Annotated in this window: 9 protein-coding genes and 1 pseudogene; 4 read left to right on the forward strand and 6 right to left on the reverse strand. The window is 72.9% G+C overall.

What is annotated here, in order from left to right:
* Positions 1–200: 200 nt before the first annotated feature.
* Positions 201–1,406: a geranylgeranyl reductase family protein gene (locus ACGFML_RS06730; protein ID WP_393540782.1), complete on the reverse strand. Its 1,206-nt coding sequence runs from the start codon at positions 1,404–1,406 to the stop codon at positions 201–203.
* 176 nt (positions 1,407–1,582) lie between these two features.
* Between ACGFML_RS06730 and ACGFML_RS06735 the strand changes: the two genes are divergently transcribed.
* Positions 1,583–2,944 carry a dipeptidase gene (locus tag ACGFML_RS06735; protein WP_393540784.1) on the forward strand — a complete coding sequence of 454 codons (1,362 nt, stop codon included), beginning with the start codon at positions 1,583–1,585 and terminating at the stop codon, positions 2,942–2,944.
* An 87-nt stretch (positions 2,945–3,031) separates the two neighbouring features.
* Here the strand turns inward: ACGFML_RS06735 and ACGFML_RS06740 are convergent, their stop codons facing one another.
* A complete protein-coding gene (locus ACGFML_RS06740) occupies positions 3,032–4,066 on the reverse strand; it encodes an NUDIX domain-containing protein (protein ID WP_393540786.1) in 1,035 nt (344 codons plus the stop codon).
* 908 nt (positions 4,067–4,974) lie between these two features.
* On the opposite strand from ACGFML_RS06740, the pseudogene ACGFML_RS06745 reads away from it, so the two are divergent.
* Positions 4,975–6,156: pseudogene (locus ACGFML_RS06745) on the forward strand (glycoside hydrolase family 27 protein); the annotation flags it as partial.
* A 24-nt stretch (positions 6,157–6,180) separates the two neighbouring features.
* Here the strand turns inward: ACGFML_RS06745 and ACGFML_RS06750 are convergent.
* Positions 6,181–8,328 (reverse strand): serine/threonine-protein kinase, encoded by a 2,148-nt coding sequence (locus tag ACGFML_RS06750; RefSeq protein WP_393540788.1) that lies wholly within the window; start codon positions 8,326–8,328, stop codon positions 6,181–6,183.
* 108 nt (positions 8,329–8,436) lie between these two features.
* Complete coding sequence (locus ACGFML_RS06755; RefSeq protein WP_393540790.1) at positions 8,437–9,390, reverse strand: ROK family protein; 954 nt, start codon at positions 9,388–9,390, stop codon at positions 8,437–8,439.
* 144 nt (positions 9,391–9,534) lie between these two features.
* Here ACGFML_RS06755 and ACGFML_RS06760 point away from each other — a divergent pair, with 144 nt between their 5' ends.
* Complete coding sequence (locus ACGFML_RS06760) at positions 9,535–10,575, forward strand: LacI family DNA-binding transcriptional regulator (protein WP_393540792.1); 1,041 nt, start codon at positions 9,535–9,537, stop codon at positions 10,573–10,575.
* A gap of 98 nt (positions 10,576–10,673) precedes the next feature.
* Here ACGFML_RS06760 and ACGFML_RS06765 read toward each other — a convergent pair whose 3' ends face one another.
* Positions 10,674–11,957 carry a DUF6986 family protein gene (locus ACGFML_RS06765; RefSeq protein WP_393540794.1) on the reverse strand — a complete coding sequence of 428 codons (1,284 nt, stop codon included), beginning with the start codon at positions 11,955–11,957 and terminating at the stop codon, positions 10,674–10,676.
* A 197-nt stretch (positions 11,958–12,154) separates the two neighbouring features.
* On the opposite strand from ACGFML_RS06765, the gene ACGFML_RS06770 reads away from it, so the two are divergent.
* On the forward strand, positions 12,155–12,673 hold the full coding sequence (locus ACGFML_RS06770; RefSeq protein ID WP_393540795.1) for a DinB family protein: 519 nt from the start codon (positions 12,155–12,157) through the stop codon (positions 12,671–12,673).
* Between the two features lie 95 nt (positions 12,674–12,768).
* Here ACGFML_RS06770 and ACGFML_RS06775 read toward each other — a convergent pair whose 3' ends face one another.
* Positions 12,769–13,731, reverse strand: a complete 963-nt coding sequence (locus ACGFML_RS06775) for an electron transfer flavoprotein subunit alpha/FixB family protein (protein WP_393540797.1) — start codon at positions 13,729–13,731, stop codon at positions 12,769–12,771.
* Between the last annotated feature and the right edge of the window lie 13 nt (positions 13,732–13,744).

Here is a 13,744-nt window from a genome sequence, read left to right on the forward strand (position 1 = left end):
CGGGCGGCGGCAATCGACCACGGCATCGGAGCGCGGGAACGGAGCACGGGATCGGAGCACGCCAACGGCCCGGGCACCGCCCGTCCGGGGTTGGTCGGCCGGACCGGTCGGCCGGACCGATTGGCCGACGGCGGCCGAACAGCGGGCGCCCGGCGGACCGAAAGCCCCCCGCCTGCCACCTCACCCGCCCGGCGCCGGGATCACCCCCGGTCGAACGCTTCCAGGGCCCGCCGCGCCATCGGATGTGTACGCACCAGCTCCCCCAGCGTCGTCGTCCCGCGAGTGATCTTCGCGAAGGCGTTCCAGGCCGGCCGGAAGCCCGTGATCACCGCGTGGAACATGCCCGGACGCCGTGAGAAGGCCTTGAGCATCTGCCGCCCCACGCCCATTTCCACGCCCAGTCCCGCCTTGATGGCGAAGGCGTAGTTGAGGGCCTGGCGACGGGCGTCCACCGCGTCGTGGGCCTCGGAGACCCGCACCGCCCACTCCCCCGCCAGTCGGCCCGAGCGCAGCGCGAACGAGATTCCCTCGCGGGTCCACGGCTCGAGGAGCCCCGCCGCGTCGCCGCACACCAGCACCCGGCCGCGGGACAGCGGGGAGTCGTCGGCGCGACAACGCGTCAGATGCCCGGAGGAGATGCTCGGCTCGAAGCCCGCCAGCCCCAGCCGGCCGATGAAGTCCTCCAGGTAGCGCTTGGTCGCCGAGCCCTCGCCGCGTGCGGAGATCACGCCGACGGTGAGGGTGTCCCCCTTGGGGAAGACCCAGCCATAGCTGCCGGGCATCGGGCCCCAGTCGATGAGCACCCGACCCGCCCAGTCCTCGGCGACCGTCTCCGGCACCGGGATCTCCGCCTCCAGGCCGAGGTCGACCTGCTCCACCTTGACCCCGACATGGGCGCCTATCCGGCCCGCGCTGCCGTCGGCGCCGACCACGGCCCGCGCCAGCACCACTTCGCCGTCGCCCAGCACCACCGCGACGGTCCGGCGGTCGGGCACCTCGGCGCCGTGTTGTTCCACCCGCGAGACGGTGACGCCCGTACGGACCCGGGCGCCCGCGTCCTTGGCCGACTCGACCAGTCCGGCGTCGAACTCGGGGCGGTTGATGAGCCCGAAGAGCATGTGCTTGGAACGGCGGGTGCGGGTCAGTTTGCCGTTCATCGAGAACGTCACCGCGTGCACCCGGTCGCGCAGCGGCAGGTCGAAGCCGGGCGGCAGGGAATCCCGTGAGGGGCCGATGATGCCGCCGCCGCAGGTTTTGTACCGCGGCAGTTCCGCCTTCTCCAGGAGCAGCACCCGGCGTCCCGTACAGGCCGCGGCGTGCGCGGCCGCGGCGCCCGCGGGTCCCGCACCCACCACCACGACGTCCCACACCTGCTGGTTGTCCTCGGCTGCGTGCTCGCTGCTCACCTGTGCGTTCGCTCCCGTTCGATGCCTGGTTGCGGTACCGCCCGCATCCTACGGGCCGTCGTTCCGCGAACCGCCTGTGGGAAGATCGGGAGCACTCATCCCCGTACGTCCGGCCCGTCCGGCTCACAAGGACGGACGGACCGCGTACACCACGTCGCGCCCACAAGGAGCGTTCCATGTCTGACAGCCCGCTCGCGCGCACGGTCGCCGCGCTACAGTCCCGTGCCCTCACCGAACTGGCCGAGCTGGTGGCCTTCAAGTCGGTCGCGGACCCGGCGCAGTTCCCCAAGAGCGAGTGCGAGGCGGCCGCGAACTGGATCGTCGACGCACTGCGGGCGGACGGGTTCCAGGACGTGGCCCTCCTCGACACCCCGGACGGCAGCCAGTCCGTGTACGGCTTCCTGCCCGGTCCGGCCGGCGCGCCGACGGTGCTGCTGTATGCGCACTACGACGTGCAGCCGCCGCTGGACGAGACCGCCTGGGTCTCGCCGCCGTTCGAGCTGACCGAGCGCGACGGACGCTGGTACGGGCGCGGCGCCGCGGACTGCAAGGGCGGCCTGGTCATGCATCTGACGGCGCTGCGCGCCCTGAAGGAGCACGGCGGCCTGCCGGTCAACGTCAAGGTGATCGTGGAGGGTTCCGAGGAGCAGGGCACGGGTGGCCTGGAGCGGTACGCCGAGGCGCACCCGGAGCTGCTGGCCGCCGACGCCATCGTCATCGGCGACACGGGCAACTTCCGGGTGGGGCTGCCGACGGTGACCGCCACGCTGCGCGGGATGACGCTGGTACGGGTGCGGGTCGACGCGCTGGAAGGCAACCTGCACTCCGGCCAGTTCGGCGGCGCGGCCCCGGACGCGCTGGCCGCGCTGATCCGGATCCTGGACTCGCTGCGCGCCGAGGACGGCTCGACGACCGTCCAGGGGCTGGCCTCGGACGCGAGCTGGGAGGGCCTGCAGTACCCGGAGGAGGACTTCCGCAAGGACGCAAGGGTCCTGGACGGCGTCGGGCTGATCGGCAACGGCACGGTCGCGGACCGGGTCTGGGCGCGTCCCGCCGTCACCGTTCTCGGCATCGACTGCCCGCCGGTGATCGGCGCCACCCCGTCCGTCCATGCGGGCGCGCGGGCGCTGGTGAGCCTCCGGGTGCCGCCGGGCACGGACGCGGTGGAGGCGACGAAGCTGCTCGCCGCACATCTGGAGGGCGCCGCTCCGTGGGGTGCACGGGTCTCGGTCGAGCAGATCGGCCAGGGTCAGCCGTTCCGGGCGGACACCGGCAGCCCGGCGTACGCGTCGATGGCCGCGGCGATGCGGGAGGCGTACGACGGTCAGGAGATGCAGACCTCCGGCATGGGCGGCTCGATCCCGCTGTGCAACGCCCTGGCCGGGCTCTACCCGGAGGCGGAGATCCTGCTGATCGGGCTGAGCGAGCCGGAGGCCCAGATCCACGCGGTCAACGAGAGCGTCTCGCCTCAGGAGCTGGAGCGGCTGTCGCTGGCCGAGGCGCTGTTCCTGCAGAAGTACGCGGCGGGCCGGGCCTGAGACGACCGGGCCCGAGGCGAGGGGGCCTGAGACGAGGGGCCTGAGACGAGGGGGCGCCGCCCGCCGGCGGCGCTCCGCTCGTGACCCTCAGCCCATCGGGACGCCCGCCTCCAGGTGGAGCGGACGGCCGCGCTCACGGGCGCGCAGCGCCCAGCGCAGCCGGTTCCAGCGCACCGGCGGCAGCATCGTCTCGGCCTCGGCCTCGGTGGCGAAGCGCCAGTCGCGCAGCTCGGCGCCGGGCAGCAGCAGTTGCCGTATCCGTTCGTCGGTGAGCGTGCCGCCGTCGAAGAGCAGCCGCATACCGCCGAACCCCGGCGGCTTGGGCGCCTCCCAGTCCACCACCAGCAGCCGGAGCGCGCGGGACAGCTGGAGGCCCAATTCCTCGGCGACCTCGCGCACTCCGGCGTGTGCGGGCGCCTCGCCCGGTTCGACGACGCCGCCGGGGAATTCCCAGCCGGGCTTGTAGGTCGGGTCGACGAGCAGCACCCGGTCCTGGTCGTCGAAGAGCAGCACCCCGGCCGCGAGAGTCTCGGCGCTGGGCTCCGGGGTCTGCACGATGTCGCAGGCGCCGGCTCCGGTGCGGACCGCCTCGGCGACCCGTTCGGCGGTCTGCCGGGGGGTGAGCCGAGTGGTGTCGACGACGTGCGCGTCACCTTCGATCCAGTTCAGCGCACGGGCGTACGGGCCGAGGTGCTCCAGACACCAGTGGCGTACGGACGCGTCGGCCTCGGGGACGTTCCCCGGCTCCGTGCGCTGGGCTATGCGCTCGCGCAGGATCGTTTCCTCCGCATGCAGCAGAACATGCCGCACGGGAATCCGGCGGGCTGCGAGGGAGCCGAAGATCTCATCGCGGTATTCCTGGCGCAGCAGCGTCATCGGCGTCACCAGCGGGCCCGGCACTTCGGTGAGCAGCGCCGCCGCGGTGTCCACGACCATCCGCCGCCAGGCCGGCAGGTCCTGATAGTCGTCGATCTCCTCGAACCGTTTGGCCGGCAGCATCAACCGCAGTCCGCTGCCGAGAAGTTCGGGGTCGTAGAGCGTGCTTCCGGGAAGCAGGTCGAGCAATTCTTGAGCCGCAGTGGTCTTGCCCGCACCGAACGTGCCGTTCAGCCAGACGATCACGGTTTCCCCTCTTCCCTAGACCCAGGTGAGTTGCCCGCAACACCCTGCCACGGAAACGCTCGGGAAGGCGGATGCCGGTCACCGCATCCCCCGCCGCGAAGCCCCCGGCAAACAAGCGCTCCCCCGCCCCTCCAGTACCGAAACCCTCACCTGGACAGCGGCCCCTGGCGCATATGACGGCGGCCCATCGAGCGGCCCGCGGCCGGTTCTCGTCACCTCCCTCCGCCTGTTGCGCCATGCCTTCCCCGCCCCGTCCCGGTAGGTCGGCGAGGAAATTCCCCTGCGGAAGCGGGATTCACCGCGGCGCGCGGAGTGCACGGAGGACGGGAGTCGGTGAGGAGAGCAGGTGGGGTCGGCGGAGAACCGGCCACGCGGATTGCCGGGGATCGAAGTGACGGGAGTTCGTTGCCGCTCGAGGGAAATACCGCGATGCGAGGAAGTGGCGGCGCCGGTGAATGCCCGTATTCCGCGGTCCCTTCGTACGGCGGCGGAAGAGGTGAACGAGCCGTCGGCACGGGCGAGTGGTGCCAGGAGACGCCCGGCCGCTCCGCCTCGCTTCGGACCCGTCGGAGGAGGCGCCCGACCTTCGCTTTCGGCGTCGGGAACCGCTTCGGTGGCCGAGTAAGGAACCAAACAGAAACGAACGTCGATGAGGGGACCGCACCCCCGAACCTTGGCCTCTCCTCGGAGAGTTGAGGGAAACCGAGCAACCCACACCACCCTCTTTCAACATACTCCAACAAGCTCTACCGTAAGGGCTCGCCAGTGACGGATACATGACGCTCGCACACCCCCCACCCGCCCGAAGACGGAGGACGCGAACCATGCGCATGCACGACATCCGCACCACCCACCGGCACAGCCGAGGTCACGGCAGCAGTCACGGTCACGGTCACGGTCACGGAAGAATCGTCGGAGCGCTGTCCGCCGCGCTGCTCTGTGCGGCGGCGCTGGGTGCCCCGCCGGCCGCGGCCGACACGCCCGCCCCGCGGCTCCCCGACGGGCTCGCCAAAACGCCCCCGATGGGCTTCAACAACTGGAACTCCACCAACTGCCGCGCGGAGTTCAACGAGGAGATGGTCGAGCGCATCGCCGACCTCTTCGTCACCAAGGGCCTCAAAGACGCGGGCTACCGGTACGTCAATCTCGACGACTGCTGGGCGCTGCCCGAGCGGGACGCGAACGGCAAGCTCGTGCCGGACCCCCAGCGCTTCCCCCACGGCATCAAGGCCGTCGCGGACCACGTCCACGCCAAGGGGCTGAAGTTCGGCATCTACACCAGCGCGGGTACCAAGACCTGCAACGACAACGGGTTCCCGGGCGGCCTCGGACACGAGGCGTCCGACGCGCAGCAGTTCGCGGACTGGGGCGTGGACTACCTCAAGTACGACAACTGCAACAACCAAGGGACGGACGCCGAACAGCGCTACCGCACGATGCGGGACGCGCTCAAGGCCACCGGGCGCCCCATCGTCTACAGCATCTGCGAATGGGGCGAGAACAAGCCCTGGGAGTGGGCATCGGACGTAGGGCATCTGTGGCGGACCACGGGGGACATCAACGACAGCTGGTCGAGCATGCTCGGGATCGTCAAGCAGAATCTGCCCCTGGCCCCGTACGCGGGCCCCGGCCACTGGAACGATCCGGACATGCTGGAGGTCGGCAACGGCGGTATGACGGACACCGAATACCGCAGCCACTTCTCCCTCTGGTCGATGATGTCGGCCCCGCTGCTGATCGGCTCCGATCTGCGCAAGGCGACGGAGGAGACCTTCACGATCCTCGACAACAAGGACGTGATCGCCCTCGACCAGGACGCGCTGGGCAAACAGGCCACCGTGCTGCACTCCGACTCCGGGCGCTGGACGCTGGTCAAGGAGCTCGCCGACGGTGACCGCGCGGTCGCCCTCTTCAACGAGACCGACCGACCTCAGCAGATCACCACCAGCGCCCGGGACGCCGGCCTGCCCCAGGCGGACGGCTACGTCCTGCGCGACCTGTGGCAGCACCGCGACTCCCGCACCACCGGCACCGTCTCGGCGACCGTCCCGGCCCACGGCACCACCGTCTACCGCATCTCCGTCGACCGGAGCTGAAGCACCGCCCGAAGGGCATCAGCAGGTGGGCAGCCCCGGCACCGGCTGGTCGTTCTCGCCGCCCGTGAGGTAGACGACGCTGACGTAGACCCCGGTGTTCCCGCTGTCGTCATCGGTCTTCGCCCACCAGACGTTCGTCCACTTCCCGTACGTCTCGCGGCGGCCCAGCTTCGCCTGGCAGTAGAAGTAGTTGGTGCCCATGTTGAGCGTGCCGGCCTGCTGGAAGGAGGCGGTGTACGAGGTGGCGGTGCGCCAGACGTCGCAGTTGGCCTTGCCGCCGCCGGCGGCCGTGCACGCCGGCCCCGAGGTGTGGCCACCGCCACCGCCGCCACCGGACGTCCCGGAGGTGCCGCCGCCACCGTCGGTGCCGCCGCCACCGCCCCCGGTGGCCCCGCCGGCGGTCTGATCGCCCGAACTCCCGCCCGCGGCACCGGGCTCGGGAGTCCTGGTCGGGCCGCCGGAGGGGTCCTCGGAGGCCGGCGCCGACGGATCTCCGCCCTTGCCCGCGCCCTTCCCCTCGCTCTCGCCCTTCCCCTTGCCCTTGCTCTCACCCTTGCCCTCGCCCTTGCCGGCGTCCTCGCTGCCGGCCGGGCTCGGGTCGGCGGCCGGGCCCGGCTTCCCGGCCGGTGCCGCCGACTGCCGCCCGCCGCCCGCGACGGTGTCGCTCGGCCCGCCGCCGACCAGTGCGTAGGTCACGCCGCCACCGGTGGCGAGCACCGCGAGCACGGCCGCCACGGTGAGCAGCACCCGGCGGCGACGCCGGGCGGGCAGCCGCTCGGTGTCCGCCTGCGACGGGTTCGCCAGATGCGGTTGGGTACCCGTGCTGCCGACGGCCGGGCCGCTCACCACCCCGGGCGGGTCGAAGCCGGGGCCGATGGCGGAGGCGGACGTGGGAACGTCGTGCGCACCGGGGGGTGCGGCGGCGTTCGCCGCACCCGGGCCCCCGGCCAGCCAACTGGCGGGCGGGGAACCGGCGTTGGCCGCTCCGACGGGGGCGGCGCCGCCCTGGCCGGCCGCCGCCGGCCCGAAGTCCTGGGGCGGAGGGGGCGGTGGGACCGCCCGGATGTCCGTCGCGGTCGGCAGGTGCGGCGCACCGGGCGTCGGCACCGTCCCCGGTTCCTGCCCGTCGGCCACCGCCTTCAGCATGCTCCGCGCCTGGGCGGCGGACGGCCGGTCGGCAGGGTTCTTGGCCATCAGGGCGTGCAGTACGGGCGTGAGCGGCCCGGCCCGCTGCGGCTCCGGGAGCGGCTCGGTGACGATCGCGGTGAGCGTGGACCAGACCGACGTCCGGCGGAACGGCGCGCCGCTGCCCTCGACGGCCGCGTACAGCGTCATCCCCAGCGACCAGATGTCCGAGGCGGGGGTGGGGTCCTGGCCCTGGGCCCGCTCGGGCGGCAGGTAGTCGAGCGAGCCGACCAGCTCGCCGCTGCGGGTGATGTTGGTGGTGGCGCCGTCGCCCGGGGCCTCGATGCTGGCGATACCGAAGTCGGTGAGCACCACCCGGCCGGTGCGATCCAGCAGCACGTTGCCGGGCTTCACGTCGCGGTGCAGGACTCCCACCTGGTGGGCGGCGTCCAGGGCGTCCATCACCTGGGCGCCGATGCGGGCCATCTCCCGGGGGTCGAGGCCGCCCTGCTGCTGGATGGCGTCGTCCAGGGAAGGTCCGTCGACCAGTTCCATCACGATGACGGGGCGGCCGTCCTCGTCGATGACGTCATGGACGGTGACCACGCCGGAGTGCCGGATACGAGCGGCGGCCCGCGCCTCGCGCTGCATGCGGGTGCGCAGATCGGCGAGCTCCGGGGCGGAGGCGTCGGTGTACGCGCGCAGGACCTTGACGGCGACCTCGCGGCCCAGCACCTCGTCGACGGCCCGGCAGACCACGCCCATGCCGCCGCGGCCGAGCCGGCCGGTGACGCGGTAGCGGCCGCCGAGCAGCCGGCCGGTCAGATCCGCGTCCGTGCCGCGCCGGGGGCCGCTCTTCGCGGCCGCGGCCGGCGCTCCGTCGGCTCCGTTGCCCGGCGTGCCGTCCGCGGATGCGGCGCCGCCGGGCGCTCCATGGCCGGATGCGCCGTTGCCGGGCGGCGCCGCGGCCGCCTCGCCGCTCGCCCCGCTGGGCTCCCCCGGTTCGTCCGGTCCGCGCAGCTCACGCTCCCCCGGTGTCATCGTCGCCGATCCCCTCGATACCCGTGCGTCTGCCCGTCCGCCGCATGTCTCGCGGCGCCCGGCGCGGTCGCCAACAGACTAAGGGGCGCGCGGGGGCGGGTGGTGGCTTCAGGGCAGGGGAACGAAGGCATCGAGACGGGACTGTTGCGCGGCGGCCGCGGCGGCACCCACCACCCCGGCGTCCGTTCCCGTTTGGGCGGGCACGACCGTCAGGCCCCTGACGAACGACAGCGTCGCATAGTCGCGCAGGGCCTTGCGCAACGGGACGAACAGGACGTCCCCGGCGCCCGCCACTCCCCCGCCGATGACCGCGATGTCGATCTCGACCAGCGTCGCGGTGGCGGCGATCCCGGCGGCCAGCGCTTGGGCGGCACGCTCGAAGGACCGTACGGCGACGGGGTCTCCGGCGCGCGCCGAAGCGGCGACGGCGGCGGCGCTGGTGTCACCGTGGCCCGGCAGCCAGCCGTCGGCAAGCGCCCGGCGGGCGATGTTCGGTCCGCTGGCGATGCGTTCGACGCAGCCGCGGGCGCCGCACGGGCAGGGATCGCCGTCGAGGTCGACGCTGATGTGGCCGATGTGTCCGGCGTTGCCGGTGGGGCCCGTGTGCAGGCGGCCGTCCAGGACGAGTCCGCCGCCGACTCCGGTGGAGACCACCATGCACAGGGCGTTGGCGTGCCCGCGCGCGGCGCCCTGCCAGTGCTCGGCCGCGGTCATCGCGACACCGTCGCCGACCAGCACCACCGGCCGCTCTCCGACCAGCGCCCGCACCCCGGCGACCAGCGGGAAGTCGCGCCAGCCGGGGATGTTGACGGGGCTGACGGTGCCCGCCGAGGCGTCCACCGGGCCCGCGCTGCCGATGCCCACGGCCGCCACCCGCGCCCACTCGGGCCCCGCCGCCAGCTCCCGGACCACCTCGGCGACCGCGCGCATGACGGTCGCCCCGTCCTGGTCGGCGGGGGTGGGCCGGGCGGCCCGTACGATCAGCCTGCCGCGCCCGTCCACCAGAGCACCGGCGATCTTGGTGCCGCCAATGTCGAGCGCTGCGCTGAGGTCGGTCTGCATCGGTGTCGAATCTCCTGGTGGGACCGGGGCCAAGGGGGAGGTCGGCCGGGCGTGAGAACGCCAGTCTTCCCGCAGCTGACAACGTTGTCCAGAGGCTATGCTCGTCGGCACCCACCGCCCCCCAGAGAATCAGGACCGCGCACCGTGACCGACACCGCCCGGGGCACCTCCCGTCGCTACGGCACCCGGCCCACGATGAAGGATGTCGCGGCACGTGCCGGGGTCGGCCTCAAGACGGTCTCCCGCGTGGTCAACGGCGAACCGGGGGTCACACCGGACACCGAGCGACGGGTCCAGGAGGCCATCACCGCCCTGGGGTTCCGCCGCAACGACTCCGCCCGCGTCCTGCGCAAGGGCCGGACGGCCAGCATCGGCCTGGTCCTGGAGGATCTCGCCGACCCCTTCTACGGGCCCCTCAACCGCGCCGTGGAAGAGGTCGCCCGCGACCACGGCGCGCTGCTGATCAACGGCTCCAGCGCCGAGGACCCGGCGCGGGAGCAGGAGTTGGTGCTCGCGCTGTGCGCGCGGCGGGTGGACGGGCTGGTCGTGATCCCGGCCGGTGACGACCACCGCTATCTGGAGCCGGAGATCGCGGCCGGCATCGCGACGGTCTTCGTGGACCGCCCGGCGGGCAGGATCGACGCGGATGCGGTGCTCTCCGACAGCTTCGGCGGATCCCGGGACGCGGTCGCCCATCTCATCGCGCACGGCCACCGCCGGATCGGCTTCATCGGTGACCAGCCGCGGATCCACACCGCGAAGGAGCGGCTGCGCGGCTACCGCACCGCGATGGCCGCCGCCGGGCTGCCGGTCGACGAGTCCTGGGTGGCGCTGGGCTCCACCGCCCCCGAGCGGGTGCGTGCCGCGGCCACCGCCATGCTGGACGCCCCCGAGCCGGTCACCGCGCTGTTCGCGGGCAACAACCGGGTCACCGTCACCGCGGTGCGCGTGCTGGGCGAACGCCCGCGCCCGGTCGCCCTGGTCGGCTTCGACGACTTCGAGCTGGCCGATCTCATACGGCCCGCGATCACCGTCGTCGCCCAGGACGCGGCGCGGCTGGGTCGGACCGCCGCCGGGCTGCTCTTCCGTCGCCTGGACGGCATCGACGAGCCGCCACGGCAGGTGGTCGTGCCCACCCGCCTGATAGCCCGCGGTACGGGGGAGATCCGGCCGGACGGCAGCTGACCGGTCCCCGCGGCCGGGAGTTCGCGGCGGCGGGCGGAAGCCGAGCGGGAGCGTTCCGGCCGGTGTGGCCGGAACGCTCCCGTGGCGTGCGACGCGGGTCAGGCGGTCTTCGCCGGGCGGCCCGCGAGGGCGTCGAGGTCGGCGCGGGTCAGGCCGGTCAGTCGGGCGACCTCGGCGGTGTCGACGGCGCCGCAGTCCAGGCCGCGCAGCAGGTAGCCGCTGAGCGCCTTCGCGGTCGCGGGCTCGTCCATGACGTCGCCGCCGGCCTTGGCGACATACGCCGCGAGCCGGGCCGCGGCCTGCTCCAGGCCCTCGCGGTAGAAGGCGTAGACCGCGGCGTAGCGGGTCGGGAGGTGCGCGGGGTGCATGTCCCAGCCCTGGTAGTAGGCGCGGGCCAGCGAGCGCCGGACGAGGCCGTGGTGCAGCCGCCAGGCGTCGTGCACGCGGTCCGTGGAACCGACCGGGAGGACGTTGGTCGAGCCGTCCGAGAGGCGCACTCCGGTGCCCGCGGCGGCCACCTGCATCACGGCCTTGGCGTGGTCGGCCACCGGGTGGTCGAGCGACTGGTGGGCGGCACTGACGCCGCAGGAGGCGCTGTAGTCGAAGGTGCCGTAGTGCAGAGAGGTGGCGCGCCCTTCGGCGGCCTCGATCATCCTGGCGACGGTGGCACGGCCGTCGGCCCCCAGGATCGACTGGGTGGTCTCGATCTGGATCTCGAAGCCGATCCGGCCGCTCTCCAGGCCGCGGGTCCTCTCGAAGCTCTCCAGCAGCCGGACCATGGCGGTGACCTGCTCGGCATAGGTCACCTTGGGCAGTGTGAGGACCAGGCCGTCGGGCAGTCCGCCGGCCTCCATCAGGCCGGTGAGGAAGATGTCCAGGGTGCGGATGCCGCGGTCGCGGACGGCGGCCTCCATGCACTTCATCCGGATGCCCATGTACGGCGCGGCCGTGCCGTCCTGGTAGGCGGCGGCGACGAGGGCGGCGGCGCGGGCGGCGGCCGCGTCCTCCTCGGCGTCCGGGCGGGGGCCGTAGCCGTCCTCGAAGTCGATGCGCAGGTCCTCGATCGGCTCGCGCTCCAGCTTCGCGCGCACCCGCTCGTGGACGTCGCCGGCGAGCTCGTCGGGGATGCCGAGGACGGCGGCGAGTGCGTCGGCGTCCGGGGCGTGCGCGTCGAGGGCGGCGAGCGCCTGGTCGCCCCAGGAGCGCAGGGTGTCGGCGGCGAAGGCGTCGCCGGGGACGTAGACCGTGTGGACGGGCTGGCGGGTGCCGGGGTCGCCTGGGTAGCGCCGTGCCAGATCGGCGTCCACCGCGGCGAGGGAAGCGCCGATCTCCTCGCGTACGGTGTGCGCGAGGCTCGTCGCCGCGGTCTCCTGCTGCCCCATTCGTTGCCCTCCCGATATGTGAGCCCGACCTCAACGGTCGAGCACTTTCCGCTTAACGGAATCAATAATCCGTATAGTGAAGTTATCGGGGGTGGGTATCGAGGTCAACACCCCCGCCGGCGCCGACGCAGGTCACGGGCCCACGCGGCTCCCATAACCCTGTGGCACCGCGGCGCCGCCCACGCCAGAATTCCCCCATGACTTGGACCGCACCACAGATCACCCGCCGGGAGATGCCCACCGCCGCCGGCGAACGGGACATGCTGCAGGGCTGGCTCGACTGGCACCGCGACACACTGCTCGGCAAGTGCACCGGACTCACTCCGGAGCAGCTCGTCGAGGCGAGCACCCCGCCCTCCACCCTCACCCTGCTCGGCCTGGTGCGCCACATGACACTGGTCGAGCGCTCCTGGTTCCGCGAGCGCTTCGCCGGTGAGCGGCTCGAGGATCTCTACGACCTCGAACGGAACGAGGACGCCGACTTCGACGACGCCGACCCCGCCGGGGCGGAGACGGACTTCGCCACCTTCCGCGCCGAGATCGAGACCGTCGACGCGGCGGTCAAGGGCCGCAGCCTGGACGAGACCTTCCTGGCACCCCGCGGCCGCACACTGAACCTGCGCTGGGCGTACGTCCACCTCATCGAGGAGTACGCGCGCCACAACGGTCACGCGGATCTGCTGCGCGAGCGGATCGACGGCGCGACGGGCGACTGACCGGGAGGCGCCGAGAACGGCCGAGGCCCCGTACGCGGCACGCGTACGGGGCCTCGTGGCCCTGCCGCGGGACGGGCGCGGCGGGACCGACGGGCTCAGCCCTTGCGGGTCTTGACCTCGTCGGTGAGCGCCGGGACGACGTCGAAGAGGTCGCCGACCACGCCGTAGTCGACCAGATCGAAGATCGGCGCCTCGGAGTCCTTGTTGATGGCGACGATGGTCTTCGAGGTCTGCATGCCGGCGCGGTGCTGGATCGCGCCGGAGATGCCCGCCGCGATGTACAGCTGCGGCGAAACGGACTTACCGGTCTGGCCGACCTGGTTGGTGTGCGGGTACCAGCCCGCGTCCACGGCGGCACGCGAGGCGCCGACGGCCGCACCGAGCGAGTCGGCGAGCGCCTCGATGACCGGGAAGTTCTCGGCGCCGTTGACGCCGCGACCACCGGAAACCACGATCGCGGCCTCGGTCAGGTCCGGGCGGCCGGTCGACTCGCGCGGGGTACGCGAGACGATCTTGGTGCCCTTGGAGGAGTCCGCGACGGTCACCGTGAGCTGCTCGACCGTGCCGGCGGCCGGCGCGGCCTCCGGGGCGGCGGAGTTGGGCTTGACGGTGATGACCGGGGTGCCCTTGCTGATCCGGGACTTGGTGGTGAAGGACGCCGCGAAGACGGACTGGGTGGCCACCGGGCCCTCGTCGCCGGCCTCGACGTCGACGGCGTCGGTGATGATGCCGGAGCCGATGCGCAGCGCCAGGCGGGCCGCGATCTCCTTGCCCTCGGCGGAGGACGGCAGCAGCACGGCGGCCGGCGAGACCGCGTCGTAGGCGGCCTGCAGCGCGTCGACCTTGGGGGCGACGAGGTACTCGGCGAACTCGGGCGCGTCGGCGGCCAGCACCTTCACGGCGCCGTGCTCGGCGAGGACCTTCGCGGCCTCCTCGGCGTTCGCACCGAGGTGGACGGCCACCGGCTCGCCGATGCGGCGGGCGAGGGTGAGCAGCTCGAGGGTGGGCTTGCGGACGGCACCGTCCACGTGGTCGACGTAGACAAGAACTTCAGCCATGGGATTGCTCTCC

It is taken from the genome of Streptomyces sp. NPDC048650 (assembly GCF_043199095.1).
Taxonomy (GTDB): Bacteria; Actinomycetota; Actinomycetes; order Streptomycetales; family Streptomycetaceae; genus Streptomyces.